The sequence below is a fragment of the Actinomadura terrae genome, from assembly GCF_022751215.1.
Lineage (GTDB): Bacteria > Actinomycetota > Actinomycetes > Streptosporangiales > Streptosporangiaceae > Spirillospora > Spirillospora terrae.
Map to the genome: position 1 here is coordinate 102,340 of NZ_JAICDG010000002.1, position 24,726 is coordinate 127,065.

Here is a 24,726-nt window from a genome sequence, read left to right on the forward strand (position 1 = left end):
CGCACGATTACATCGTGTGGCTCCAAGCGTCGAAGTTGCGAACCCTACGCAGGGGCGGTGAGGACCGGAGGCTGGTGGACGGCCTGACGTCGTCTACCCCGAGTTGCGAATCCCCGCAGGGGCGATGAGGACCAGTCCGAGACGTGGGGCGCCTCTATCTGTGGTGTTGCGAACCCCCATGGAGGCGATGAGGACCTGTCTGGACGAGGTGATCGAGAACCACTACGAGTTGCGAACCCCCGTGGGGGCGATGAGGACGTCGCCAAGAGCTTCGGGGGCTTCTGGAACTTCGGCACGTTGCGAACCCCCGGGGGGGCGATGAGGACCCACGGTAAAGGCGCAGGTCGCGAAGGGAAGTAGGGCTTGCTGATCGGGGATGCTTCAGCGATCCGTCGGTTCTGTTGCCGACCCCGGTGTGTCGCTGAAATGCCTTGATCAACTTTGTGTCGGTGATCCGGGTGGGTGAAGCGGTGCGTCCGATCACGGTAGCTGGAACAGGTTTGGTCCCGTCTCCGCGCGCCACAGGTAGGAGCCCTGCCCGTATTCCTGATGCGTCGAGTAGGCGTAGCGGTGCAGCGTCCCTGGCCGCGCCGCCAGCTCGTCCACTGTGTAAGGGCGTCGCCTCTCAGTGTGCTTCGGGCTCCCGCCCCACAGAACCCGCACCGCTCATCGTGCACCTGGCCCCCGGCGACGGCGGCGTCGCTGCGGGCAGTGAACCGCCAGCAGGTCGCCGTAATCCGACCCAGGCGAGCTGGGCACCGCCCTCACCTGATCCTCGTGCGGTGTGCGAACTTTACTATCCGCGCGAAGCCCAGCCGGTGCTTGCTGCGAACCCCTGTAGGGGCGATGAGGAGGCGTCAAGCTGCAGGTCGACGTCGGCGCCGCGTTCGTGTTGCGAACACTGGTAGGGCTCTATGAGGGCCTGGTCAGGGGTGGGTCCAGGCTGTGGTTTTCAGGGTGCCGGTGGTGCCTAGGTCTAGGGTTCCGGCGGGTTTGATGGTTTGGGGTGGGTGGCCTGGGGCTGGGGTTATCTGGAGGTAGATGCCTTTGACTGGGGGATTTACCGAGTCGGCTACTGTGTTTCGCCAGACTACTATTGCCTCGGCTGTTTTGCCGGGGGCGATTTTCAGGGGGCGCGGGCCTGGGTCTTTTACTTCTGTGGGGCCTTGGACGATCTTGATCGGGGCCGGTTTGCGGGAGGCGTCCAGGACGGTCAGGGCGGGGTAGCCGTTCAGGGGGTAGGGCTTCTTGCCGCAGTTGGTCAGCTTGATCCGCATCGCGCGTAGGCCGAGGGCGGCGTCTGGTACGTCCGAGGTGATGGAGACGCCGTCCGGGGGGCAGGAGGGGGACGGCGACGGGGACAGTGCGGATCGGGGGAGCATCGACGGTGGTGCGGGCGTTGGGGGCGGCGAAGCGGCGGTGGTGTCGGTGGACGACGCGGAACCGCACGCGCCGCCGCACAGCACCACCGCCGCGGCGATGATCGGCCAGGCTCGGAGACGGGGGGTCACCCCGTCAGCATGCCAGGTCAGGAGCAGAAGGCGGTTTCGGCGGCCTTCTTGATCTTGTCTTGGAAGGCCTTGTCGTTCTCCTGGCTCGACTCGTTGTAGGTGATCACGGCCTGGCGGCGGCCGTCCGTGCTGGTGTAGGTCCAGGTGCGGTAGCCGGGGAAGCCGCCGTCGTGGCCCCAGCCGTAGCCGCAGGAGAACTTCGTCCGCGTGACGCCGAGGCCGTAGTCCTCCTCGACCCAGTCGTCCATCACCGGGCGGGTGGTCGTCATCTCGCGCATCTGGCGCGCGGGCAGCATGCGTCCGGTGAACAGGGCCCGGTGGAAGCGGGCGATGTCGTCGACGGTGGAGATGATCCCGCCGGAGCCGCGTGCGCTGGACGGGCTGATCCCCGTGCTCACGTCACCGTAGTCGCCGTAGTACCCGTGGACGTAGGGGCCGGGGAACGCGCGGCTCGTCGTCGGGAAGGAGGTGTGCTTCAGCTTGAGCGGCTTGAAGATCCGGCGCTTCATCTCCGTGCCGAGCGTCCGGTGCGTCACCTTCTCGACGATCATGTCGGCGAGGATGTAGTTGGTGTTGGTGTAGTTCCAGCCTTCGCCGGGCTCGTACTTCGGCGGCTGCTCCATCGCGATCGCGACCAGTTCGGGCTTGGTCCAGGAGCGCTCGGGGTTCTGGATGACGCGCGGGTCCAGCGTGTAGTCGTTCAGACCGCTCTGCTGCGCGAGCAATTGCCGGACGGTGATCTTCGAGCCGTCGTTGCGGTTGCCCTGGACGACCCCCGGCAGCCACTTCTCGACGGTGTCGTCGAGGGAGAGGCGGTGCTCGGCGACGAGTTGGAGCACCACCGTCGAGGTGAACGTCTTGGTGACGCTCGCGGCGCGGAACAGCAGCCGGTGGTCCATCGGACGGCCCGTCGCCTTGTCGGACACGCCGGAGGTGACGTGTGCGACGTGGCCGCCCCGGCGCGTCATGACGATCGCGCCCGGGACGCCGCCGGCGACGAGGGCGTCCGCCGCTTCCTGGACCGGTCCGCTGCGGGGCGCGGGCTTTGCCTCGCTCTTGGGGGCGGCGTTCGCGGCGGGGACGACGGCGGTGACGGCGAGCGCGGCGCCGAGGGCGGCGGTGAACAGGGCCGGGATGCGCGACATGGTGACTCCTCGTCGGTGGGGCTGACGTGATCAACATTGCCGGGGCGTGGTCGGCGTGGCACTGGGCTCAAGGCCCGAGCGCGGGGTGTAGTTGCCTACACCTCCCCCGGCGACGGGCGCTGCGTCCCCTGTGGGAGGGACCTTTCCGGCTGGTGATTTTGGCTCGGGCGGGGGACGTCCTGGGTGTGTTCTGCTCCGTAGCGTTCCGGGGCATGAAGGCATCCATTCGTTCGGCCTTGAGCTTTATCGTCGCTTTCGGGGTGGCCGGTGCTGGTGGGGCGTGCGGCGGCGCCCCGGAGGTCGCTGCTCGGAGTGTGGGAGATATGGATTCGCTCCGTAGCCCTGCGATCGATTCGTTTTTGGACGCGACGCTGCCGAAGGGGCCCGGCGGTACCGTCGTTGCCGCGCGGGACGGGCGGCTCGTCCACTGTGCGGGGTTCGGGTTCGCCGATCGTGAGAAGAAAATTCCGGCGGGCTGCGATACCGCCTACGACATCATGTCGATCACCAAGCAGTTCACCGCCGCCGCGATCATGAAGCTGGAAACGGCGGGACGGCTGCGAACGACCGATCCGATCGGCAGGTTCCTCGGGCCGGTACCCGCCGACAAGCGTCGTATCACCGTTCATCAGCTGCTGACGCATACGTCGGGGCTGGACGATGAGCAGGGCGGAGACGACTACGAGCCGGTTTCTCGGGAGCGCATGCTCGGCGTGGCCATGAAGTCCCGGCTTCAGTCTGTTCCGGGGGCCGAGTTCCATTACTCGAACCTGGGGTACAGCGTTCTCGCGGCGATTATCGAGAAGGTCTCGGGGGTCGGGTATGAACAGTTCCTCGCGCGGGAGTTGTTCGCGCCGTCCGGGATGAAGCAGACCGGGTATGTGCTGCCGCGCTGGCGTCCGGGGCAGATCGCGGTCGAGTACGACGAGAAGGGCGAGCGGCAGGGGCGGCCCAACGAACACCCCTGGGCGACGGACGGTCCGTACTGGTTTCTGCGGGGGAACGGGGGCATCATCTCCACACCGCGGGACATGTTCCGCTGGCATCGCGCGCTGGAGGGTGACTCGATACTGTCGGGGAGTGCCAAGGCCAAGATGTTCACGCCCTACGCCTATGTCGGCGTGCTGAACGGCAGCAAGTACTACTACGGGTATGGGTGGGGGGTCACCCAGACCAGTGCTGGGCCGACCATTACGCACACCGGTGGGAACGACTGGTCGTTCGGTGATTTCGTGCGCTTTCCCCGGCAGCGGACGATGGTGTTCTGGATCACCAATCACGTCCAGCGGGAGGGGAAATGGAACCTTGAGGATCTGGACGCGGAACTGACGCTCGGCATCGAGGAGCGTGCGTCGAGGTAACCGCGGGAGGCGCGCGGCGCGGTGGGTCGACCACCGCGCCGCGCCGCGTCCGGTCAGGACGTGGTTTCCAGCCATTCCTCGAAAGTCGGGCCCGCGAGGACGGTGTCCGGTCCGGCGAGCAGCACGCCGGCCTTCACCAGTTCGTCGTCGGGGTCGCCGGTGTTCTCGACGGCCTCGACACGCGCCGGGTCGCCGCGCCGCGCGGCCAGCTTCGTGGCCATGTCGGCGAGGTTCTCCTCGCGCGGGCCCGCGAGGTTGGTGATCGGCGGGCCGTCCGTCGCGGCCATGTCGGCGAGCGTCTGGGCCACCACCCGCGCGGCCACCGGCTGGATGCGGCTCGACGGGACGTGGCTCACGTCGCCCTGCCGTCCCCATTCGAGGTTCTGTGCGGCGAACTCGTGGAACTGCGCCGCGCGGAGGATGCGCACGGGGATCGGGCCCGCCTGCGCGACCCGTTCCTGTTCGGCCTTGGCCGCCATGTATCCGGAGGAGAACCGGTCGACGGCGAGGATGGACAGCACGACCATCCGGCGCACGCCCGCGCGTTGGCCCGCCTCCATCAGGTTCTGGATGGCGGTCGTGAAGAACTCCGTTGCCGCCGCTTGGTCGATCGTCCCGGCGTTGCTGACCTCGATGACGCACTCCACGCCGGTCAGGGCCGCGTCGAGGCCGGTCCCGGTGATCACGTTCACTCCGGCGGAGCGTGATACCGCGACGACGTCGTGGCCCTCCGCGTTGAGGATCTCCACGACATGGCGGCCGACCATCCCGGTCGCTCCCACTACTGCGATCTTCATGTCTCTTCCTTCCGTCACCAGAGCGACGAGACAGCCCCGGGTCCTGTGACCGGTGCGTCGAAGAAGCCGCGCGCGGCCAGTAGTGGCCGTCCCCGGAAAAAGCGGCGAGATACGAGGTAGGGGCGCCGCCTCCCGGACGGAGATGTGGGCGAATGGTCCTTTCGTTCGTGGCGTGCGGTGGCGGGCTGGAGGATGTCGGAGGGTCGGCCGAGGGGTCGGCGCAGGCATCGGGTTGAGGAGTCTCGGTGAGATTTCGGACGGGTTCGGCGGCGGTCGTCGCGTGCGCGATGGCGCTGACCGGTTGTCACCTGGGGGGATCGGGGGATTCGGACGGGAAGGGCAGGCCCGCGGTGAGCGAGGCCCCCGCCACGGACGGGGCCGAGCTGGTGGACCGGATCTCCAAGGCGCTCAAGCGGGCCCGCGCCGTGCACGCGTCCGGAAGCTGGAAGGACGGGGGCAAGGGCGTCTCCCGGATCGACATCCGCATGCAGGGCGAGGAGACGCAGGTCGACGCCCACATCTTCGAGCTCGGCCGGGTCCAGTACGTCCTGCTGGGGGAGCGGGCCTATCTCCGGAGCCCGGCGGTATGGAAGCTGATCGAGACCGAGACCAAGATGAAGGGGCTCGCCGCGCGGGTCGGCGACCGCTGGGGCGCGCTCACCGCGTCCGCCGGGCAGCTCGTCAACAAGCTGGTCGGCATGGACGCGCTGCTGGGCCTGGCGTTCGGCGGCATGACCCCGCCCGGGTCCCTGACCACGCTCGCCGGACGGCCCGTCCGCGCCGTCGGGTTCGAGGGCGAGCCCGGCAAGACGCTGTACATGGCGGCGTCGGGGGACGCGCGGCCGTACGCGCTGGTCGACGGCAAGGAGCGGCTCGGCTTCGAGTACGACGCGCCCGTGCAGATCGAGGAGCCCCCCGACGTGGTCATCGTCGGGGCGTGACCGGCGCCGCGCCGCGTCGCGGCCGGGGGCGGGGCGGGGTCGGGGTGGTGTACGGGCGGTGTGATGTGCGGAAACGTTCGCGCATCCTGAACGGCGGGCGGGCACCGGCCGTACAGCCTGGGTGACGGGTGACTTTCCGGAGCGGAGGGGGGCCGTCGCCGTGGGTGTCGTGGACGCGCCGCGACCCGCCGGACGCACCGGACGGCGGGGAGGTGCGGTGGGCGGGGTGCTCGGTGAGGTCACGTTGCCGGGGACGCGGCGCTCGGTCGGGGTCGCGCGGGGGTTCGTCCGGGAGCTGGCGGACGGTTACGAGGCCCTGGACGACCTGGTGACGGTGGCGAGCGAGATGGTCGCGAACGCGGTCGCGCACACGGCGTCGGGACGGCGGGGCGGGCGCGTACGGGTGGTGCTCGCGGCGATGCCGGGACGGTACCGGCTGGAGGTCGCCGACGATGGCGCGGACGGTGAGCTGCCCCAAGTGCGGGCGGAGGCCGGTGCCGAGTCGGGGCGCGGGCTGCGGATCGTCGCGGGGCTGGCGGAGCGCTGGGGGTTCCGGACGGACGGCCCGCGCACCGTGGTCTGGGCCGAGTTCCCCGTACGGGACGGGGAGCACCCGGCCCCGGCCGGGGAGGGCCGGGGCCGGGGGCCCGTCAGCGGCCCCGGTTGAGCTGCCGGGTGGGCATCTGCCGGGCGTTGCGCCGGTTGCCGGCGAGGTTCGCCGCGCGGAAATCGTTGTTCTTCCGCTTGCCCTTCTTCTTGGACTTGGCGAAGGGGTCGGATTCCGGGTTGTTCATGGCGCGCATAAGTAAACCACCTCCGGGCATACGTGAATTCGGCCGAGAAAGGCCGCGAAAAAGGTGATGAAAGGGCGCGCGGGCAGCCCGAGCACACTGGTCGCAGCAGGTCACGGCAGTATGCGGTGGCCTGGTGTCGAGCAGTGGTGGTCAGGGGGTGCCGGTGGCGCCGAGAGACGGGAGCGGCCCGGAGGGCGGCTCAACCGAGATGGGGATCAAAGCTCCATGCCCCAGAATTAATCATGGCCGCACCACCGGTGTCAAGCCCGAATTTCCGTGAACTCGAAACGGCGGGAGTGGAGAAACGTTCGCGGACACGGCACACCGACGGCACCGGGAGGGCCCATGGACATTCTGGCGGCGCTGCGCGCCCTCGGACGCGAGCTGGAGCACGAGCCTCCGCGCACGCTCGCCCTCCAGCGGGGCAGGCTCGCCAAGGCGATCGCGGCGCGCCGGTGAGGCTCCTCGCGTGGGCGGCGGTGGCGGTCGCCGTGGTGGTCGTCACCGGGAGCCTGTCGGCGTACGGGTACTACTGGCGGCTCCAGAACGCGGTCAAGCACGAGGACGTCGACAAGCTGATCGGCGGGAACCGGCCGAAGAAGCTGAACGGCGCCCGCGACATCCTCGTCCTCGGGTCGGACACGCGGGAGGGCGCGAACGCGCAGTACGGGCGGGGGCTGCGGCACAAGCCGCCCGCGTCCGACACGATGCTGCTGCTGCACCTGTCGCCGGGCGGCGGGCAGGCGCTCGCGGTCAGCTTCCCGCGCGACCTGATGGTGCCGATCCCGGCGTGCACGCGCAAGGACGGGACGAAGGCGCCCGCGAGCGCGGTCGCGATGCTGAACGAGGCGATCGCGCGGGCGGGGCCGACCTGCACGGTGCACACGATCGAGCAGGTCACCAAGATCCATCTCGACCATTTCGTGCAGGTCGACTTCACGGGGTTCAAGAACATCGCGACGGCGGTCGGCGGCGTGCCGGTGTGCGTGACCGGCGACGTCCACGACAAGGACTCGGGGCTGAACCTGGCGAAGGGGCGGCACCGGTTGAAGGGGGAGGACGCGCTCGCGTACGTGCGCAGCCGCAAGGGGTTCGGCGACCGGAGCGACATCCAGCGGATCAAGCGGCAGCAGCACTTCTTCGGCGCGCTGGCGAAGGAGGCGATGGGCGGCGGCGTCCTCACCGATCCCGGCCGGATGAACGCCCTGCTCCAGGCCACCGCGAAGTCCCTCACGACCGACCGGGGGCTGACCGTCGGGGAGATGCTGAAGATCGGGCAGGGGATGCGGGACCTGAGCGCCGGGAAGCTGCGGTTCGTCACGGTGCCGTCCGGTGAGTACGCGCCGGACAAGAACCGGGTGGCGCTCACGCATCCCGCGTCCGACGCGTTCTTCACCGCGATCCGCAGGGACCAGGCGCTGCCCGAGCCCACGAAGGCGCCGCGCGTCCCGCCCGGGAAGGTGGCGGTGCTCAACGCCTCCGGTGCCGAGGGACGCGCCGCGCAGGTCGCGGCCCAGCTCAAGGACGGCGGCTGGCAGGTCACGCAGGTCGGCAACATCGCGCGGCCGGCGCGGACGACGGTCGTCCGGTACGGGACGGACGTGCGGGCGCAGGCGGCGGCGCTGGTCAAGCTGGTCCCCGGAGCGAAGGCGGTGCGGGTGGCGACCCCGGGCACGCTCGACCTGGTGATCGGCGCGGACTTCACGGGCGTCCGGGCGTCCGGCGGCGTGCCCGTCCAGCAGGGCGAGAGCCGGGCGAGCGAGGCGGTGTGCGAGAAGGTCGGTGCGTGAAGGTCGGGTCGTGATGGCGTGATCTGTGGGGTAGGTGTCGTTGACGCCATCGGCGGCGGACGGCCAGCCTGGAGGGCATGCAGCGCGTCGCGTTCGTGATCTACGAGGGGTTCCAGGCGCTCGACCTGACCGGTCCGCACGAGGTGTTCCAGACCACCGAGCGGTACGAGTGCCCGATCGTCGCGGCCGAGGCGGGGCCCGTCCGGTCGAACAGCGGGCTTGCCGTGCACGCCACGCACGGCTTCGCCGACCTGCGCCCGGATCTCGTCGACACGCTCGTGGTCGCCGGCGGGATCGGGGTCGACGGCGCGCGGGAGGACGCGGCGCTCCTCGCCTGGGTCGCCGAGGCCGCGCGGTCCGCGCGGCGCGTCACGTCGGTGTGCAGCGGCGTCCTGCTGCTGGCCGCCGCCGGGCTGCTGGACGGGCGCCGCGTCACCACGCACTGGAGCCGCGGGGACCAGCTCAAGCGGGAGTATCCGGGGCTGGCCGTCGACTGCGACCCGATCTTCGTCCGGGACGGGCGGTTCTGGACGTCCGCCGGCGTCACGGCCGGGATGGACCTCGCGCTCGCGCTGGTCGAGGACGACCACGGCCGCGAGGTCGCGCACGCCGTGGCCCGGGAGCTCGTGCTGTTCCTGCGGCGTCCGGGCAGCCAGTCGCAGTTCAGCGTGCCGCTGTGGTCGGCGCAGCCCGCCACCGACCCGGTCCGGGCGGCGGTGACCTCGATCCAGGCCGACCCGGGCGCCCGGCACGGCGTCGCCGACCTGGCCCAGCGCTGCGGGCTCAGCCCGCGGCACCTGCAACGCCGCTTCACCGCCGAACTCGGCGTGCCGCCCGCCGCCTACGTCGAGCAGGTGCGGGTGGAGGCGGCGCGGCGGGCGCTGGCCGAGGGCGACGAACCGGTCGAGGCGCTGGCGCGGCGGCTCGGCTTCGGTACGGGCGAGACGCTGCGCCGCGCCTTCCACCGGCGGGTCGGCGTCGCCCCGTCCGACTACAGGGACCGTTTCCGGGGAGCGAGGGAGTTCTCATGACCACCTACGGACTGCTGATCTTCGACAAGGCCGAGGAGCTGGACTTCGTCGGCCCGTGGGAGGTGTTCACGGCGTCGGCGATGGTGCGCGACAAGGGCGACAGGGCCGTCCTGCTCGCTGAGACCAAGGAGGCCATGCGGTGCGCGAAGGGCATGCGCGTGCTGCCCGACCACACGCTGGACGAGCACCCCGAGCTGGACGTGCTGCTCGTCCCCGGCGGTTACGGCGCCCGCGAGGTCCAGCCGTACAACGAGAACGTGACCGGCTGGCTCGCGCGGACGGCCGCGGACGTCGACTGGGTGACCAGCGTGTGCACCGGCTCGTTCCTGCTGCACGCGGCGGGCCTCGCCAAGGGACGGCGGGTCGCGACGCACTGGGGCTCGGAGGACCTGCTGGAGGCGTCCGGCGACGTGACCGTCGTCCGCGACGCCCGCTATGTCGTGGACGGGAACCTGGTCACGAGCCAGGGCGTGTCGGCGGGCATCGACATGGCGTTGTGGCTGGTCGGACGTATCCACGGCCGTGACCACGCCCGGAGCGTCCGGCGCTACATCCAGTACGAGCCCGCCCCGCCCTACCTCGCCGACGAGCCCCTCGCCTAAGGGTCGAAGACGTTCGCGGCGCCCATCGCGACCCGGCCGCGCACGTCGTCCAGCGTCATGATCTGGCCCGAGCCGCCGAGCACCAGCAGCGGCCAGTGCGCGGCGACCGCGTCGACCAGCTCGGCGGTGAGCAGCTGCGACTCGGTCCCGTCGAAGATCTCCAGGGTGATCGAGGTGTAGGGCGGGTCGCCGAGGACGCCGCGGTGCGCGAGCAGCGCGGACGGGTCGACCGGCGCGGTGCCCGGCGGCTCCAGGCGCATCCACACCCAGGCGCCGCCGCGCTCCAGCACCGCGTCGGTGTCGTCGCCGGGGCCGGCCCGCGCCCCGGCCGACCGGACGAGCCGCGCGAACCGGTCCGCGGCGACCACGCCGGGCAGCAGCAGCGTCGCCCGCCGGACCCGGCCGCGCCGCTGCCCGGCGGGCGAGGCGTCGAAGCGCCCCTCGGGCTCGAAGAAGTCGGTGCGGCGCCGGGCGAGGCGGCGGTGGAACTCGGCGACGGTGATCACCGCCTCGCCGAAGTCGCACACCGCGAGCGGCCAGCGGTCGGCGGCGGCCAGCACGATCTCGGCGGCGAGCCACTCGCTGTCGCGGCCCCAGTGCACCTCGATCATGATCCGGGTGCGCGGCGGCGCGCCGAGCGCCCGCGCGCACTCCTCGCGGAGCGCGGTGGCGCGGATCGGTTCGTCCGGCGGGAACGGGTACACGAGCACCGAGCCGTTCCCGCGTTGCAGGACGGCGACGTCGGGTTCGGTCACCGAGGGCTGGTGGCTGCCGCCGAGCGAGACGACCAGGTCGCGGACCTCCGCGGACGGGATCGGCGCGCTGGAGACGAGGTGCACATCGTGCGACACCGCCCGGGCCTAGCTGAGCGCGGCGGTGACGGCGGCGGTGATCACCGAGGTCAGCGCGGCGCCCGCCGCGCCGTCCGGGTCGCGTTCCGGGTCGTAGATGGCGACGTGCAGGCCGGTCGCTCGGGGGCTCGCCAGCAGCGTGGCGAGGACGGCGGTCAGCTCCGCGAAGTTCAGCCCGTCCGGGTTCGGCGAGTCGACCGCAGGCATGACGGACTTGTCCAGGATGTCGGCGTCGAGGTGGATCCAGAAGCCGTCGATCGGCGCGGCCTCCAGATGGACGCGGGCCTCCCGCGCCGCCGCGGCCGCGCCGTGCTCGCGGACGTACCCGATCGGGAACCGGCGGATCCGCGACGTCTCGAACGCCTCCAGGTCGGAGTCCTCGAAGTCCTCCGGCTCGCGCTGGACGCCGATGTGCGCGACGTGCTCCTCGACGACGTAGGGGCGCAGGCCGCCCTGGTCGGTGAGCGCGTCCGGGCCGTGGCCGGTGACGAGGCCGAGCGCGAGGCCGCCCGCGGTGAGCCGTCCGGCGTGCGCGGCGGGGTCGAGGCGGGGCGAGTAGTCGTCGTGCCCGTCCAGATGGGCGAGGCCGTAGGTGCCGCGCGTCCGCAGCGCGAGCATCGGGCCGAGCAGGATCGAGCAGTCGCCGCCGAGGACGAGCGGAAAGTGCCCTTCGTCCAGCAACGCCCCGATACGCTCGGCGAGCAGCGGCGAGTACGCGGCGAGGCCGGGTCCGTTCAGGTAGCCGGTGGCGTCGTCGGGGCCGAACACGTAGGGCGGCGGCTCGACGCGTCCGGCGTCGTCCGCGCCGACGCGTTCGGCGATCCCGTGGCCGCGGAGCGCGTCCGCGAGGCCGCGCACGCCCGGCTCGTGGCCGTCGCGCGGCGGCCGTAGCCCGAGGTTGGAGGGAGCGTCCAGCACCGAGATCACGCTAGGCAGCCTAACGTTGGGGAGATACCGGACGCGGAGGAATTGATGACCGTTTTGGGCCGCCTGACCGAACGTATCCTCGGTCTACCGGCGGCGCCGACGTCCGCAACGTCATTTCCGGGGTCGGGCGCGGTCGGCGTGGCGCGCGGTCTGCGGGTGCCGATGCCGGACGGCGTCGACCTGCTCGCCGACCTGCACCGTCCGCGTGGCGCGGGGCCGCTGCCCGCCGTCCTGGTGCGCACGCCCTACGGCCGGAGGCAGGCGCTCGTACGGGTGCTCGTCGACGCCCTCGCCCGGCGCGGCTTCCAGGTCGTCGTGCAGGACGTGCGCGGGACGGGCGGCTCCGATGGGGCCTTCCGCGCCTTCCACGACGAGCGCGACGACGGCCTCGCCACCCTCGCCTGGCTGCGCGCCCAGCCCTGGTGCGACGGACGGGTCGCGACGGCCGGGGCCAGCTACCTCGGGTTCGCGCAGTGGGCGCTCGCGTCCCGGGCCGATCCGCCGCTGGCCGCGATGGGGGTCGGCCTCACCGCGTCGGAGATGGTCAGCTCGTTCTATCCGGGCGGCGCGCTCGCCCTGCACAACACGCTCGTGTGGTCGTCGCTGATGGCGACGGGCGACGGGCGGCGGCCGGCGCATGCGAGGCGGGTCAGGCGCGCGATGCGGCACCTTCCGGTCGGCGAGGCCGACACCGCCGCGATCGGACGTCCCGAGCCGTTCTTCCGCGAAGTCACCGCGAACGCCGAGCGGCCCGGATTCTGGGACGCGACCGACCACAGCGCGGCCGTCGCCGCGACGACCGCGCCCGTCAGCATGGTCGCGGGCTGGTGGGACCTGTTCCTGCGCGGGCAGCTCCGCGACTTCGCGGCGTTGCAGGCCGCCGGACGGCAGGCCCGCATCACGATCGGGCCGTGGGGGCACGACCTGAAGGCCCTCCGCGCCGTCCTGCTCGACCAGGTCTCCTGGCTGGAGGCGCACCTGCACGGCGACGCCGCCGCGCTCCGCCGCGCACCCGTCCGGCTGTACCTCCAGGGCGCGGGACGCTGGCTGGACTTCGAACGCTGGCCGCCGCCCGGCACCGAGCCGACCCCGCTGCACCTGTCCCGCGTCCTGACCTGGGGCGATCCGTCCGGCACCGAGCCCGTCGCGTTCACCTACGACGCCCTCGACCCCACGCCCAGCGTCGGCGGCCCGCTCCTCGCGCCGGGACGCGGCGGCCAGCGCGACAACACCCGCCTGGAGCGGCGGCCCGACGTGGCCGTGCTCACGGGTGCCGTCCTCGACCGCCACCTCGACCTGATCGGGCCCGTGTCGGCGACGGTCCACGTCCGGGCGAGCACCGGGCACGGGGACCTGGTCGTCCGGCTCTGCGACGTCGACCCGCGCGGCGTCTCCCGCAACGTCACCGACGGCGTGGTGCGGATCGGCGCGCCGGGCATCGTGCGCGCCGAGGTCGAGATGTCGCCGACCGCGTACCGGTTCCGGCGCGGGCACCGGCTCCGCGTCGTGCTCGCGGGCGGCGCGTTCCCCCGTTTCGCGCGCAACCTCGGCAGGGGCGAGGCGGCGGGGCGGGCCGTCGCGTCCAGGCGCGTCCGGTTCGAGGTGCACCGGGACGCGGACCACCCGTCGTCGCTGCTACTGCCCGTCTGGCGCGGCTGACTCCTCGGCCTCCGCCGCTTCGGCTTCGGCGGCTTCGGCGCGGAGGCGTTCGTACTCCTTCAGCACCTTCTTGCGGGAGCGCGTGGACAGCCGGTCGATGTAGACCTTGCCCTCCAGGTGGTCGGTCTCGTGCTGGAGGCAGCGCGCCAGCAGTCCCGTCCCCTCCACGGTGACGGGGTTGCCCTTGAGGTCGAAGCCGTGCACGGTCGCGCGGTCGGGACGGGCCAGCTTCGCATACGGGCCGGGCACCGACAGGCAGCCCTCGTCGCTGTCGTCCAGGCGCCGCTCGTCCAGCGCGGGAAGCTCCAGGACGGGGTTCACCACGACGCCCTTGTGCGCGACCTCCTCCTTGTCGGGGCAGTCGTAGACGAAGATCCGCAGATCGACCCCGATCTGGTTCCCGGCCAGCCCGACGCCCTTAGCCGCGTACATGCTCGCGAACATGTCGTCGGCCAGCTCCGCCAGCGCCGCGTCGAACTCCTCCACCGGACGGCACGCCTGGTGGAGGACCGGAGTTCCCACCAGCGTGATCGCCCGCACCCGCCCCGCCATGACCCGTTCTCCTCCAGCCCGGCGCACACTCGGCTACCGCGACACCACGATTTTTCCATCTCTGGAGACATCGCCGGTATCCCTGGCACCATCCGCCCGCGCGGAGGAGCGCGGGGCGCGACTCGGGCCCACCCCCCTTACGGTCCGAGGGCACGCCCCGCACATCCGTACCAGAACGCTACGTCGGGCCGCTTACACAGCGCTTACACCGCCGGGACGGTATGAGCCGGACGTCGCGCGCCACCAGGCCGGGCGGCAGCCCGGACGCGCATCGTGTTCCGTTCGTCGCAGACCGTGAACCGTTCGCCGACGCCGGCCCGCGAACCCTCGAACCGGCCGCGCCGGGCTCGCTACGTTCGTCTTGTCCGCCGGATGAACGGCGCGGCCGCTCCCAGCGGAGCGGGCCGCTTCGGGGGGAGCGGCAGGCCACGGCAGAGGGCCCGCGGCCGACCCGGCGGAACGGGGGGTAGAGGGGTCACTTCTTGGGGGGAGTGGCCCCTCCGTCTTTCCCGGGCATGAATGCTGGAGAACCCACGATTCCCTGCCTCTTGACGGAATCGGTCAATGAAGGGCATTCCCCCCAATGAACCACAATTCTGTGAACGCGCTGATAGCGCTGCCCGTGGCGGCCGTCCTCGCCGGATGCGGCGGCAGCACTCCCGCCGCTCCCGCCTCGCAGGCCGCGGCCGCGCCGAACGACCGTCCGGCCCGCCCCGTCCCGGTGGCGCACATGTTCGAGCGCGGCCCCGCGCCGACGGAGCAGAGCGTCACCGCGAAGCGCGGCCCGTTCGACGTCGAGAAGATCGAGGTGCCCGCGGGCAGCGGGCCCGGCTTCAACAGGGGCACGATCTACGCGCCGACCGACACGCGCCAGGGCACGTTCGGCGCCGTCGTCATGTCGCCCGGCTTCGCGTCCCCGCACACCTGGATCGACTGGTACGGGCCGCGCCTCGCGTCCCAGGGCTTCGTCGTCATGATGCTGGAGACCAACACGCTGTTCGACGTCCCGCTGCTGCGCGGACGGCAGATCATCGCGGCGCTCGACTACCTCACCGCCAAGAGCGTCGTGCGGGCGCGGATCGACCCGTCCCGAACCGCCGTGATGGGGCACTCCATGGGCGGCGGCGGGACGCTGGAGGCCGCGCGGCGGCGGCCCGCGCTGAAGGCGGCCATCCCGCTCGCGCCGTGGAACCCCGACTACAACTGGAGCCGGGTCACCGTGCCCACAATGATCATGGGTGCGCAGCGCGACGTGATCGCTCCGGCGGCGTTAATGTCCGAGGCGTACTACAACAGGCTCGCCTCGGCCCCGGAAAAGGCCTACCTGGTGCTCCGGGGCGCCACTCACCTGACGTTCATGTCGCCGAACGCCACCATCGCGAAATACGTCATCGTCTGGATGAAGCGATTCGTCGACAATGACGCCCGCTACGACCGGTTCCTGTGCCCGCCGCCGAAACCGCGCGGCCCGCTCACGATCTACCGGGGAACCTGCCCCACCGGCTGACTTCCCTCCGTTCTTGGGCCGTTATCGGCGGACTGCCGGAGTTCGTTTTCGATCTCTGAAAACTTGACGCGGCGGACGTCGACTTGACCCGCCCGCTGCGCCATGGTCGTCCGCATGGATTCACGAACCGGAGCCGCGCTCACCGGGCCGGCGGGCTGGCTGATCACCTTTCTCGGCGCCCGCGAACGCGGGCTGCGCACGCATCGCGGCCTCGCCGCCGGACCCGCGGAATGGCTGCTGGCCTTCCTCGAGGTCGAGAACGCCGAACTGGAGATCCTGCGCCCGCCCGCGCGGGACCGGCAGCGTCCGACCATGCTCGCGCGGCGCGGCCGGGTCGAGGAGTCCCCCTTCGTGCGGCGACCCGCCCGCAGCGCCTAGAACGGAAATCATGATCATCGAAATGCTGCTCGCCGCCCTGATCGGCGGTGCGATCGGGGTCGCCGAGCTCCTCGCGCGCTACCGCGACAAGCCCGCCGCGGCGCTGCTGTCCCCGGGCGGCCTGCTGTTCGTCTTCATCAACGTCGGCGCGTCGGTCCTCGCGCTGATCGCGGTGACCGCGGCGGGCTGGCGGTTCGGCCTGCCCGCGACGATGCCGGAGCCGAGCCTCGTGGTCGTCCGCGTGCTGGTGGCCGGGATCGGCTCGGCGGCGCTGCTGCGCATGGCGTTCGCGCCAGCCCAGAGCGGTGCGGTCGGCGCCGGGCCGGTCGCCCTGCTCAACGGCGTGCTGCGGCTCGCCGACAGCGAGCTGGAGCGCAAGCGCGCGCTCAGCCGACTGTCGCACAACGACCTGTCCGGCCTGTCGTTCGAGCGCGACCACGCGGCCCTCGCCGAGCTGTGCTGCCACCTGATGCGCGAGTTCGACCTCGCCGAGGCCGAGCGGCTCGGCGGCCTGGCCGCCGACCTCGGCCACCGCGACGACCTCACCGACGCCGACAAGCTGGACTGCTGGGGCCTGGAGCTGACCCGGCTGGTCGGCGAGCGCGCGCTGGGCCAAGCCGCCCGGCGCCTGCGGGACCGGCTGCGCGAGGAGCCGCGCCCCGCCGTCCCGGCCGCCGAGCGTCCCGCGGCCCCGGCCGAGGGGTCGCCCGCCGAGCCCGCGTCGGGCCCGCTGCGCCCGCCCGCCGCCAAGCCGTCCCGCCTCGTCGGCGGCCGGACCGAGCGCACGACCTTCAGCGACGCCTGAGCACGCGTGAGATACCGGTGCGCCGCCCGGCGCGCCGGTTATTTCAGCCGCTCACGATTTCAGGCGGTGGGGCAAGGCGGCCTCGTCCCTTTCTTCGAGGGCAGCCGCGATGCGGTGCAATGCCTCCGCCATCGACACCAGCGCCTGCACCTGGGCGGCCGCCATGAGATTTCCCGGGGACGGATCTGCCGCCTGCGCCTCCGCTGCCGCCTCGCACGCCTGCTGGCTCCACCAATGCACCCGGCGATCCTAGGGGAACCGGCCAATCCATTACCCGCCGCCGCGCGGAAAACACCCCAAAGAAAGGCTGGAGATCGTGAATCCATGGCCGCGGGACGGGCATCCCCGCTGGGCGCTGAAACCGCTGTACGGGCTCACCACGGGAGAACTCGCCGAGGCCCTGGAGTACCTTGAGAAACACCATCCCGACGACGAGGTCCTCGGCCGCGCGCTCGCCGGCGAGTTCGCCCGCCGCACCGCCGCCGAGAGCCGTCCGGCGCGACCTCCGGCCAAGCACGCCCGTCCCGCGTACGAGAGTTAGGGGCACGATGACCGATGTGCGACTGCGCCGCGTGTACGACGACCCCGAGCCGGGCGACGGCGCCCGCGTCCTGGTCGACCGCGTGTGGCCGCGCGGGCTGAGCAAGCAGGACGCCCGGCTGGACGACTGGGAGAAGGACGTCGCGCCGTCCACCGATCTGCGCAAGTGGTACGGCCACGACCCCGAGAGGTTCGAGGAGTTCCGCCGCCGCTACGAGGCCGAGCTGGACGACCCGTCCCGCGCCGCCGCCCTCGACCGCCTCCGCTCCCGCGCGGCCGAGGGGACGCTGACCCTCCTCACCGCCACCAAGGACGCCGAGCGGAGCCAGGCCGCCGTCCTCGCCGGTCTCCTGAACGCCTGAAGGCCTTTCGGCGACGCCGCCGTCAATGGCCGCCGGGCGGGCCATTCGGCGCGGCGGTCATTTCCATTTGAACCGAATTCAGGCGGGAAATCGGACGACCCATCGGCGTTGCCACGGTGTCTCGACGGCGCGGCGGTGATGGTGTTCGCGCGTCCAGGCGACGGCGTCCTTCGGGGGCAGCCCCGACAGGATCGCCAGGCACGCGATGACCGTGCCGGTGCGGCCGACGCCGCCTCCGCAGGCCACCTCGACGGCCTCCCCGGAACGGGCCCGTTCGTGCAGGTCACGGACGCGGCGGACGGCCAGCTCCGAATCGCGCGGCAGCAGGAAGTCGGGCCAGTCGATCCACTCGTGCGGCCAGCTCAGCACCCCCTCGTGCCGGCGGCGGAGGCGGCCCGACCCGAGGTAGAGGCCGAAGCCCGGCGGCGGGCCGTCCGGCGCCGGGTCGCGCAGGCCGCGGCCGCGCACCGGCGTGCCGTCGGGGAGCCGGAGCGCACCGGTCAGCGTGCTCATCGGGTCACGCTCCCGGCCTGGCGGCGGGCCCGGTGGTTGGCGACGTTCAGCCGGTTGCCGCACAGGTCGGGCATGCAGTAGCGGCGGCGTCCGGCGCGGCTGGTGTCGGCGAACACGCCCCGGCAGCCGGGCGCGGCGCAGGCGCGGAACCGCTCGTGGCCGAGCGTCTTCACGGTGCCGAGCAGGCCGATCCCGATCAGCGCGGCCAGCTCGTCGGCGAGGGGTGCGCCCGGAACCGTCGGGACGAACCACTGCCATCCGCCGCCGTCCCGGCGCAGCACCGGGCCCCGGCCCGCGCGTCCGGCCAGGACGGTGCCGCCCGCGACGGCCTGCTCCTCGGTCTCGGTCTCCAGCACGCCGCGCACTTCCCGCCGTAGCAGATGCACCTGGAAGACGTCGGTCTCGTCCGCGCCACCTGCGGCGGCGTCGAGCCGGACGTCGCGCTCCGCCAGGAAGCGGGTCAGCTCGTCCGGGCCCGGGATCGCGTCCCCGGCGGCGCCCCGGACGGTGGGCGACGTGCCGACGAGGTCGTTGCCGACCGCCGCCCCGACCGCGTAGTCGACGATGGGGATCTCCACGCTCCGCCCTCCTCTGTAACCGATGTAGCGAGAGTACAACACTTACCGACGATATCGCGAATACTCCTCGTTTTCCGGGCAATGGGGCGAATTCGGCGAGCGGGAACACTAATGTGAGAGGTCCTCCCACCGATCACGAACCCGCCGAGGAGCGTTCGCGCTCCGTGATGCCGCCCGAAGGGCATTCCATGGACGAATTCGCCGCTCGTTCGACCTCGCTCGTGGGACGCCGGGAAGAACTGCGGGTCCTCGACGAGGCGATCGCGACGGCGGCCGCGGGCGACTTCCGCTTCCTCGCGCTGACCGGGGAACCCGGCGTGGGCAAGACCCGGCTGCTGAACGAGCTGGCCGCGCGCGCCGCTCCGGCGGGGTTCCTCGTGCTCGCGGGGCGGGCCTCGGAGTACGAGCGCGAGGTGCCGTTCGGGGTCCTGGTCGACGCGCTCGGCGACCACGTCCCCGACGTCCTGCCGAAGCTGCCGCCGCGGGTCGGCCCGGCGGCGGTGGCGCGGCTGTCGGGGATCTTCCCCACCGTCGCGGACCGCTGCGAACCGGACCCGGCGACGGCCGAGCCCGGCGCGGAGCTGAACCCCGTCGCCGCACGCCACCGGTTGCACGGGACGCTGCGGCTGGTCGTCCAGACCTTCGCCAAGTCGCGGCCGCTCGCGCTCCTGCTGGACGGGCTGCACTGGGGCGACTCCGCCTCACTCGGCTTCCTCGACTACCTCGTCCGCAACCCGCCGCGCGCGGGGGTGCTGGTCGCGACGGCGTTCCACTACCGTCCGGACGTCCCGAGCCTGGCCCGGCTGATCCAGGCCGACGACGGCCGCCACCTCGACGTCAAGTGCTTCGACCTTGACGAGACGGCGGAGTACCTCGGCCCCGGGTTCAGCCGGGCGCGCCAGCGCGAGCTGCACCGCGTCAGCGGCGGCAACCCGTTCTACCTGGACGCGCTGTCGCGGATGGACGGCGTCGCGTCCCGCGACCCCCAGGCGGAGGTGCCGCTCAGCGTGCAGGCCGCCATCCAGCTCGAACTCGGCGGCCTGTCGGAGTCGGCGCTGCTCGTCGCGCGCGCCGCCGCCGTCGCGGCGGACGCGTTCGAGCCCGGCCTGATCGCCGTCGCGGCCGGCGTGCCCGAGGCCGACGTCGTCGCCGCGCTGGACGAGCTGGTCGTCAGCGGCGTCGTCCAGCCGTCGGGCACGGGACGGTTCCGGTTCCGGCATCCGCTCGTCCGCAACACCGTCTACAGCACCGCCGCCGCGGGCTGGAGGCACGCCGTGCACGCGCGGATCGCCCGCCACCTGGAGCAGGCGGGCGCGCCCGCGACCCTGCTCGCGCACCACGTCGAGAACTCCGCCCGCTACGGCGACGCCGCCGCGATCGACATCCTGCTCCGGGCCGCGCGGGCCGTCGAGTCGCACGCGCCGAGCGCCGCCGCGTTCTGGTTCTCCGGCGCGCTGCGGCGGATGCCCGAGGACCATCCCGAGCGCGTGGCGGTGATGCTGAAGGTGAGCCGCCTGCACGTCGTCGCGGGCGAGCTGGAGCAGGGCGAGCGGGCCGCCGACGAGGTCATGCGGCTGCTGCCGCGCGGCGAGGGCAGCGACCGCGCGCGGGCGGCCCGGTTCAGTGCGATGACCAGGCGGCTGCTCGGGCGGGTGGAGGAGAGCCGCGCCGTCATCATGGACGAGCTGCGCGGGATGCCCGACCGCGAGTCCCCGGCCGCCGTCCACCTGCGGCTGCGGCTGGTCGCCGAGAACCTGCTGCGGATGGACCAGGACGCCGCCCGCGCCCTCCTGGACGACATCCCCGAGCACAGCCCGGCCTGGGACGCGGCGTGCACGATGGCGGTCGCGGCGCTGCGTCCGATGTGCAGCTACGCCGACGGCCAGATCGACCGGGCGCTCGGCGAGCTGGACGCCGCGGGCCACCTCCTCGCGATCACCCCGGACGCGCAGCTCGCCGAGTCGGTGGACTCCCTCACCTGGCTCTGCTGGTCGGAACTGCTGATGGGCCGGCCCGCGGACGCCCTGCGCCACTTCGAGCGGGTGCTGGCCGTGACCCGCGCGACCGGGCAGCACTTCATCGTCTCGGTGGCGATGTGCGGGCTCGCGCGGGCCGAGACCGCCCTCGGCCGGCTCGCCCAGGCCGCCGTGACGGCCGACGAGGCGGTCGAGCTGGCCGAGATGCTGAACGCGCGGCAGCAGATCGTGTTCGGCCTCGCGCAGCGGTCCGTCGTCGAGTACTGGAGGGGCAACGCCGCGGACGCGGTCGACTTCGGGCAGCGGGCCGTGGAGGCGGCGGGCGACCAGGGCGAGTGGTGGAGCAAGCAGGCCGAGCTGGCGCTCGGCCTGGCGCTGGTGGAGACGGGGCAGGCCGAGGCCGGGGGCCGGCGCCTGCTGGAGGCCGCCAACGGGTTCGCCCGCCCCGGGTCCGACATCGTCACGCTCGTCCAGGTCTCCGAGCGGCTCGCCGAGCTGGAGGCCGCGCAGAACCGGCACGGCCCGGCCACCGAGTGGGCGGCCGAGGCGGACCGGCACGCCCACCCGAGCCTGCCCGTCTCGACCGGCCTGGCCGCGCTCGCCCGCGCGCACTCCCTGCTCGGCACCGACCCGGGCGCCGCCGCCGACCACGCCAGGGGCGCCGCCGACGTGCTGGCGAGCAACGAGTTCCCGCTGGACGCCGGGCGGGCGCTGCTCACCGCCGCGACCGGCGCCGCGCGCGCGTCCCACCGCGACACCGCCAAGGCCGACCTGCAACGCGCGGCGGAGGTGTTCGGCGCCTGCGGCGCGGCCTCGTTCCTGCGGCGCGTGGTGCGCGAGCAGCGGCGGCTCGGGATCTACGTCCCGGTGCGCGGCCGCTCCTCCGGCCCGCACGACCTGTCGCGCCGCGAGCTGGAGGTGGCCGAGCTGGTCTCGGCCGGACGCACCAACCAGCAGATCGCCGAGGCGCTGTTCATCAGCGCCCGCACGGTCGAGAGCCACCTCGCGCACATCTTCGCCAAGCTCGGCGTCTCGTCCCGCGCGGGCGTCGTCAGCGCGCTCAAGACCCCCTCCTCCTGAGCCTCCTGGGCCTCCCGGGTTCACGGGACTCGCGCACTACGTAGGACGGGGAATCGGCAATATCAGTGATTCTCCGGATGTGCGTCCGTAACCCCATCGGCGAGCATCGCCGCAGAGGTGATCGGGAGTCGGGAGTCCCGCTCGCCGAGGCGCCGGGAGGTGAGGGACGTGACGTCGATACTGCTGAGCTCAGCCAACGCCGACTGCCGCGACCGGGTGGCGGGCGTCCTCGGTCGGACGCTCGGAGCCCAGGTCAGGCTTGTCGTGCCGGACGGGAGGTCGGTGGCCTCCGCGCTCGTCGCCACCGCGACCGACCTGCTCGTAGTCGACCTGACCCCCTGGCGCGCCGGGCATCGGGAACTGGTCCGGTCGGTGTGCCGGGAGGGGAGCGTGCTCCGCGTCCCGGTCGTGCTGCTCGTGGACCACACCGCGCGGTTCGACGAGCCGGCTGGACGGCCCGAGCTGCTGGGCGCGTTGTGGGCCGGTGTCGCGAGCATCGCCGACCGGCGGGGGCCGGTCGCCGAGGTGACCGCCGCCGCCCGGACGGCCGCCGCCGGTGGCCGCTACCTCTCGCCCGCGTTCGCCCGCTGCCTGCTGGACGACCCCGTCGACGGGCCCGCGCTGCTGGACGAGCTGTTCGAGGCCGACCCGCACCGTCCCGGCGTGCTGACGCCGCGGGAACGGGAGGTGCTGGCCCTGCTGGCGTCCCGGCCGTCCAACGCCTGGATCGCCGAGCGGCTCGCGCTGAGCGAGAAGACCGTGAAGTACCACGTGTCGAACGTCCTCGGGAAGCTCGGGCTGCGCGACCGGGGCGAGGCCGCCGAGCTGGCCGCGGCCATGTCGCCCGACCACTGCGGGACGCTGGCCTCCTAGCTGGTTCATTGAAGTCCCGGCCCACGTCCCTCGCCTGGCGGCTCGGGACGTGACCGTGCCTTTGCGGGCGCGGAATCGCTTCGCGATCTTCGCGGTGGGGCCTCGCCTTCGGCGTCGGCCCCACCGCTCAGCTACGCGCCCGCGTGACGGCTGAGGTCGCTGCGGAGGGCGTCCTAGCCTGTCAGGCGTGGCCGCCCCACCGGGGGCCCGCGTACCGGGCGACGATCTTCTCCATCTCCCGCCGCGAGGTCCGCAGCCGGATCAGCGGGGCGATCACGACCCAGCCGGTGTCCGGTTCGGTGTAGCAGAGCGGGGTGCGCGGGCTCAGGTAGTCGGGCTGCGCGCTCCCGGGGGTCAGGGACACGCACAGCGCTCGCTTCTTCTTGTCGTCGATGCGGCGGAGCACGACCCGTCCGATCTCGTGCCACCCGTAGTAGACGCGGCGTCCGCCGTGCCGCAGGCTGAGCCCGCCGGGACCGATCTCGAACGTCACGGGCCGCGCCAGCGCGATGGCCTGCCAGACGGCGCGCGGAATCGCCCTGAGGCAGTTCACCGCGCCGACTATGGCCACGACGACGCCGATCAGCGTGGCGACGCTGTCTCTGTCGGACGAGGTGCCGCCGAGGGCGAGCCCGGCGCCGAGCAGAAAGATCGCGAGCCAGATTAGCGAGTAGAGGACGGCCGCGGTGAGCGCGATCGCGGCGGGCGTGATCCGCCCGTCGATCCGCACGGCCTGCGGCGCGGGCGGTGCGGTCTGCGCGGGCGGGGCGGTCTGCGGAGGCGGGAGGTGGCGCGTCGGCGTGGGGGCGGGCGCGGGCGGGTGCGCGGTGGGGAAGCGGGTGACCATCTCCTGGACGGGCGGTGGCAGCCAGGCGCCCGCGTCCCCACCCAGGGTCAGGGCGCCGAGCAGGTCGGACGGCGCCGGACGGGCCGCCGGGTCCTTGGCGAGGCAGGCCGCGACCAGGGGGCCGAGCGGCTCCGGCACGCCGCCGAGGTCGGGCTCCCGGTGGACGACCCGGTAGGTCAGCGCCTCCGAGGGCCCCTCGCCGAACGGCCGCACTCCGACCGCGAAGGCGAGCACGGCGCCGAGCGCGAACACGTCGCAGGCGGGGGTGCTCGCCCCGTCCGTGATCAGTTCGGGGGCCATGAAGCCGGGCGTCCCGGCGCGGGTGGTGATCCCGGACGCGTCGACCGCGCGGGCGATGCCGAAGTCGATGACGCGCGGTCCGTCGGCGGCGATCAGCACGTTGGACGGCTTGAGGTCGCGGTGCACGACCCCCGCCCCGTGGACGGCCTCCAGCGCCTCGGCCAGCCCGGCGCCGAGCACCCGGGCCGAAGCCGGGGGGAAGGGCCCGTGCTGGGCGATCGCCGTGGCGAGCGAGGGCCCGGGGACGTAGGCGGTGACCAGCCAGGGCGTGTCAGCGTCGGGGTCGGCGTCCACGACCGGGGCGGTGTGGAAGCCGCCGACCCGCCGGGCCGCCTCCACCTCCCGCTTGAACCGGCGCCGGAACTCGGCGTCGGCGGCGAAACCGGCGTGGACGAGCTTGACGGCGACGGGCCGCCCGCCGGGCGATGACCCGAGGTAGACCTGGCCCATCCCGCCCGCTCCGAGGCGGGCCGTCAGCGTGTACCGGCCGACGGTACGGGGGTCCTCGGGTCGCAGATCGTCCACAGCCGCTCCTTCAGTTGGGACCCTCCGCACAAGATTCAAGCGGTGTGGGGAAGTTTCGGAAAGCCCCTGGACGGCGGCGATCGGGCCGCGCGCAGGCCGCGATCGGTCAGACGGCGAACAGCAGCGCGGCGCTGAGCAGGACGACCAGCGCGGTCGCGAAGTGGATGCCGAACGCGGCGGCCCTCGTCCCGCCGTTGCGGAGCACGATCACGGTGTCGCCGAGCGGGGCGAGCGCGACGACGAGCATGAACCAGGCGGCGGCGTTGGCGTCGGCGAAGGCGAGCAGGGCCAGGCCCAGCAGCCCGTAGCAGGCGTCGCGCACGCCCTTGACGCTCAGGTAGGCGCTGTCGCCGTCCGGCTTGGCGCGGACGCCGTAGCCGTCCGCCGCCAGGCGCGGCTGGAACAGGAACCGCATGCCGATGAACAGGACGAACAGGCTGAGCAGGACGGCCAGGCCGTAGGCGATCGGTGCGAGCATGAC

26 protein-coding genes are annotated in these 24,726 nt (G+C 72.7%); 14 read left to right on the plus strand and 12 right to left on the minus strand.

Features of this window, described 5'->3' with window-relative positions; all coding sequences use genetic code 11:
* Positions 1–926: 926 nt before the first annotated feature.
* Both K2F47_RS41680 and K2F47_RS10575 read right to left on the minus strand, forming a co-directional pair.
* Positions 927–1,382: a DUF4232 domain-containing protein gene (locus tag K2F47_RS41680; protein ID WP_372490864.1), complete on the minus strand. Its 456-nt coding sequence runs from the start codon at positions 1,380–1,382 to the stop codon at positions 927–929.
* A gap of 146 nt (positions 1,383–1,528) precedes the next feature.
* Entirely contained in the window at positions 1,529–2,656 is a 1,128-nt protein-coding gene (locus K2F47_RS10575) for a serine hydrolase domain-containing protein (RefSeq protein WP_242902693.1), read from the minus strand.
* Between the two features lie 212 nt (positions 2,657–2,868).
* Here K2F47_RS10575 and K2F47_RS10580 point away from each other — a divergent pair, with 212 nt between their 5' ends.
* Positions 2,869–4,017: a serine hydrolase domain-containing protein gene (locus K2F47_RS10580; RefSeq protein ID WP_242902694.1), complete on the plus strand. Its 1,149-nt coding sequence runs from the start codon at positions 2,869–2,871 to the stop codon at positions 4,015–4,017.
* 53 nt (positions 4,018–4,070) lie between these two features.
* On the opposite strand, the gene K2F47_RS10585 is transcribed toward K2F47_RS10580, so the two are convergent.
* A complete protein-coding gene (locus K2F47_RS10585) occupies positions 4,071–4,814 on the minus strand; it encodes an SDR family oxidoreductase (RefSeq protein ID WP_242902695.1) in 744 nt (247 codons plus the stop codon).
* 245 nt (positions 4,815–5,059) lie between these two features.
* On the opposite strand from K2F47_RS10585, the gene K2F47_RS10590 reads away from it, so the two are divergent.
* Both K2F47_RS10590 and K2F47_RS10595 read left to right on the plus strand, forming a co-directional pair.
* Entirely contained in the window at positions 5,060–5,755 is a 696-nt protein-coding gene (locus K2F47_RS10590; protein WP_242902696.1) for a hypothetical protein, read from the plus strand.
* A 169-nt stretch (positions 5,756–5,924) separates the two neighbouring features.
* The gene (locus K2F47_RS10595) at positions 5,925–6,422 is read left to right on the plus strand and encodes an ATP-binding protein (RefSeq protein ID WP_242902697.1); all 498 of its coding nucleotides are present in this window, start codon (positions 5,925–5,927) and stop codon (positions 6,420–6,422) included.
* On the opposite strand, the gene K2F47_RS10600 is transcribed toward K2F47_RS10595, so the two are convergent.
* On the minus strand, positions 6,406–6,558 hold the full coding sequence (locus K2F47_RS10600; protein ID WP_242902698.1) for a hypothetical protein: 153 nt from the start codon (positions 6,556–6,558) through the stop codon (positions 6,406–6,408). The two genes, K2F47_RS10595 and K2F47_RS10600, sit on opposite strands and share 17 nt — an antisense overlap.
* Positions 6,559–7,004: 446 nt before the next feature.
* On the opposite strand from K2F47_RS10600, the gene K2F47_RS10605 reads away from it, so the two are divergent.
* The 3 genes from K2F47_RS10605 (at position 7,005) to K2F47_RS10615 (ending at position 9,972) form a co-directional block, all read left to right on the plus strand.
* The gene (locus tag K2F47_RS10605; RefSeq protein ID WP_242902699.1) at positions 7,005–8,339 is read left to right on the plus strand and encodes an LCP family protein; all 1,335 of its coding nucleotides are present in this window, start codon (positions 7,005–7,007) and stop codon (positions 8,337–8,339) included.
* A 77-nt stretch (positions 8,340–8,416) separates the two neighbouring features.
* Entirely contained in the window at positions 8,417–9,370 is a 954-nt protein-coding gene (locus K2F47_RS10610; protein WP_242902700.1) for a GlxA family transcriptional regulator, read from the plus strand.
* Positions 9,367–9,972, plus strand: a complete 606-nt coding sequence (locus tag K2F47_RS10615; RefSeq protein WP_242902701.1) for a DJ-1/PfpI family protein — start codon at positions 9,367–9,369, stop codon at positions 9,970–9,972. Before K2F47_RS10610 ends, K2F47_RS10615 begins: the two co-directional genes overlap by 4 nt.
* Here the strand turns inward: K2F47_RS10615 and K2F47_RS10620 are convergent.
* A complete protein-coding gene (locus K2F47_RS10620) occupies positions 9,969–10,823 on the minus strand; it encodes a hypothetical protein (RefSeq protein ID WP_242902702.1) in 855 nt (284 codons plus the stop codon). The two genes, K2F47_RS10615 and K2F47_RS10620, sit on opposite strands and share 4 nt — an antisense overlap.
* A gap of 9 nt (positions 10,824–10,832) precedes the next feature.
* A complete protein-coding gene (locus tag K2F47_RS10625) occupies positions 10,833–11,750 on the minus strand; it encodes an arginase family protein (protein ID WP_242902703.1) in 918 nt (305 codons plus the stop codon).
* A 45-nt stretch (positions 11,751–11,795) separates the two neighbouring features.
* On the opposite strand from K2F47_RS10625, the gene K2F47_RS10630 reads away from it, so the two are divergent.
* The gene (locus K2F47_RS10630) at positions 11,796–13,409 is read left to right on the plus strand and encodes a CocE/NonD family hydrolase (RefSeq protein ID WP_242902704.1); all 1,614 of its coding nucleotides are present in this window, start codon (positions 11,796–11,798) and stop codon (positions 13,407–13,409) included.
* Here K2F47_RS10630 and def read toward each other — a convergent pair.
* The gene (gene def / locus K2F47_RS10635) at positions 13,386–13,961 is read right to left on the minus strand and encodes a peptide deformylase (RefSeq protein WP_242902705.1); all 576 of its coding nucleotides are present in this window, start codon (positions 13,959–13,961) and stop codon (positions 13,386–13,388) included. The genes K2F47_RS10630 and def overlap by 24 nt on opposite strands.
* Before the next feature lie 583 nt (positions 13,962–14,544).
* Here def and K2F47_RS10640 point away from each other — a divergent pair.
* From K2F47_RS10640 to K2F47_RS10650, 3 genes are all read left to right on the plus strand, one after another.
* Positions 14,545–15,468: an alpha/beta hydrolase family protein gene (locus K2F47_RS10640; protein WP_242902706.1), complete on the plus strand. Its 924-nt coding sequence runs from the start codon at positions 14,545–14,547 to the stop codon at positions 15,466–15,468.
* 114 nt (positions 15,469–15,582) lie between these two features.
* Positions 15,583–15,846 carry a hypothetical protein gene (locus K2F47_RS10645; protein WP_242902707.1) on the plus strand — a complete coding sequence of 88 codons (264 nt, stop codon included), beginning with the start codon at positions 15,583–15,585 and terminating at the stop codon, positions 15,844–15,846.
* 10 nt (positions 15,847–15,856) lie between these two features.
* Positions 15,857–16,651 carry a hypothetical protein gene (locus tag K2F47_RS10650; protein ID WP_242902708.1) on the plus strand — a complete coding sequence of 265 codons (795 nt, stop codon included), beginning with the start codon at positions 15,857–15,859 and terminating at the stop codon, positions 16,649–16,651.
* Positions 16,652–16,702: 51 nt separating this feature from the next.
* On the opposite strand, the gene K2F47_RS10655 is transcribed toward K2F47_RS10650, so the two are convergent.
* Entirely contained in the window at positions 16,703–16,891 is a 189-nt protein-coding gene (locus tag K2F47_RS10655) for a hypothetical protein (protein WP_242902709.1), read from the minus strand.
* Positions 16,892–16,967: 76 nt separating this feature from the next.
* Between K2F47_RS10655 and K2F47_RS10660 the strand changes: the two genes are divergently transcribed.
* Positions 16,968–17,192, plus strand: coding sequence for a hypothetical protein (locus K2F47_RS10660; protein ID WP_242902710.1), 225 nt, complete (start codon positions 16,968–16,970; stop codon positions 17,190–17,192).
* Between the two features lie 7 nt (positions 17,193–17,199).
* Complete coding sequence (locus K2F47_RS10665; RefSeq protein WP_242902711.1) at positions 17,200–17,553, plus strand: DUF488 domain-containing protein; 354 nt, start codon at positions 17,200–17,202, stop codon at positions 17,551–17,553.
* Between the two features lie 78 nt (positions 17,554–17,631).
* On the opposite strand, the gene K2F47_RS10670 is transcribed toward K2F47_RS10665, so the two are convergent.
* Both K2F47_RS10670 and K2F47_RS10675 read right to left on the minus strand, forming a co-directional pair.
* The gene (locus K2F47_RS10670; protein WP_242902712.1) at positions 17,632–18,066 is read right to left on the minus strand and encodes a protein-tyrosine phosphatase family protein; all 435 of its coding nucleotides are present in this window, start codon (positions 18,064–18,066) and stop codon (positions 17,632–17,634) included.
* Complete coding sequence (locus tag K2F47_RS10675; protein WP_242902713.1) at positions 18,063–18,644, minus strand: CGNR zinc finger domain-containing protein; 582 nt, start codon at positions 18,642–18,644, stop codon at positions 18,063–18,065. The genes K2F47_RS10670 and K2F47_RS10675 overlap by 4 nt, the downstream gene beginning before the upstream one ends.
* A 188-nt stretch (positions 18,645–18,832) precedes the next feature.
* Between K2F47_RS10675 and K2F47_RS10680 the strand changes: the two genes are divergently transcribed.
* Entirely contained in the window at positions 18,833–21,700 is a 2,868-nt protein-coding gene (locus tag K2F47_RS10680) for a helix-turn-helix transcriptional regulator (protein WP_272496873.1), read from the plus strand.
* 168 nt (positions 21,701–21,868) lie between these two features.
* Positions 21,869–22,573: a helix-turn-helix transcriptional regulator gene (locus tag K2F47_RS10690; RefSeq protein WP_242902714.1), complete on the plus strand. Its 705-nt coding sequence runs from the start codon at positions 21,869–21,871 to the stop codon at positions 22,571–22,573.
* A gap of 181 nt (positions 22,574–22,754) precedes the next feature.
* On the opposite strand, the gene K2F47_RS10695 is transcribed toward K2F47_RS10690, so the two are convergent.
* Together K2F47_RS10695 and K2F47_RS10700 are read right to left on the minus strand one after the other, a co-directional pair.
* Positions 22,755–24,245, minus strand: coding sequence for a serine/threonine-protein kinase (locus tag K2F47_RS10695; protein WP_242902715.1), 1,491 nt, complete (start codon positions 24,243–24,245; stop codon positions 22,755–22,757).
* A gap of 106 nt (positions 24,246–24,351) precedes the next feature.
* Entirely contained in the window at positions 24,352–24,723 is a 372-nt protein-coding gene (locus tag K2F47_RS10700; protein WP_242902716.1) for a DUF4267 domain-containing protein, read from the minus strand.
* Between the last annotated feature and the right edge of the window lie 3 nt (positions 24,724–24,726).

Coding starts and splice junctions, on each gene's coding strand:
- K2F47_RS41680 (WP_372490864.1), bottom strand. CDS start 1,382: ATGCTCCCCCGATCCGCACTGTCCCCGTCGCCGTCCCCCTCCTGCCCC.
- K2F47_RS10575 (WP_242902693.1), bottom strand. CDS start 2,656: ATGTCGCGCATCCCGGCCCTGTTCACCGCCGCCCTCGGCGCCGCGCTC.
- K2F47_RS10580 (WP_242902694.1), top strand. CDS start 2,869: ATGAAGGCATCCATTCGTTCGGCCTTGAGCTTTATCGTCGCTTTCGGG.
- K2F47_RS10585 (WP_242902695.1), bottom strand. CDS start 4,814: ATGAAGATCGCAGTAGTGGGAGCGACCGGGATGGTCGGCCGCCATGTC.
- K2F47_RS10600 (WP_242902698.1), bottom strand. CDS start 6,558: ATGCGCGCCATGAACAACCCGGAATCCGACCCCTTCGCCAAGTCCAAG.
- K2F47_RS10610 (WP_242902700.1), top strand. CDS start 8,417: ATGCAGCGCGTCGCGTTCGTGATCTACGAGGGGTTCCAGGCGCTCGAC.
- K2F47_RS10615 (WP_242902701.1), top strand. CDS start 9,367: ATGACCACCTACGGACTGCTGATCTTCGACAAGGCCGAGGAGCTGGAC.
- K2F47_RS10630 (WP_242902704.1), top strand. CDS start 11,796: ATGACCGTTTTGGGCCGCCTGACCGAACGTATCCTCGGTCTACCGGCG.
- def (WP_242902705.1), bottom strand. CDS start 13,961: ATGGCGGGGCGGGTGCGGGCGATCACGCTGGTGGGAACTCCGGTCCTC.
- K2F47_RS10640 (WP_242902706.1), top strand. CDS start 14,545: ATGAACCACAATTCTGTGAACGCGCTGATAGCGCTGCCCGTGGCGGCC.
- K2F47_RS10645 (WP_242902707.1), top strand. CDS start 15,583: ATGGATTCACGAACCGGAGCCGCGCTCACCGGGCCGGCGGGCTGGCTG.
- K2F47_RS10650 (WP_242902708.1), top strand. CDS start 15,857: ATGATCATCGAAATGCTGCTCGCCGCCCTGATCGGCGGTGCGATCGGG.
- K2F47_RS10665 (WP_242902711.1), top strand. CDS start 17,200: ATGACCGATGTGCGACTGCGCCGCGTGTACGACGACCCCGAGCCGGGC.
- K2F47_RS10670 (WP_242902712.1), bottom strand. CDS start 18,066: ATGAGCACGCTGACCGGTGCGCTCCGGCTCCCCGACGGCACGCCGGTG.
- K2F47_RS10680 (WP_272496873.1), top strand. CDS start 18,833: ATGGACGAATTCGCCGCTCGTTCGACCTCGCTCGTGGGACGCCGGGAA.
- K2F47_RS10700 (WP_242902716.1), bottom strand. CDS start 24,723: ATGCTCGCACCGATCGCCTACGGCCTGGCCGTCCTGCTCAGCCTGTTC.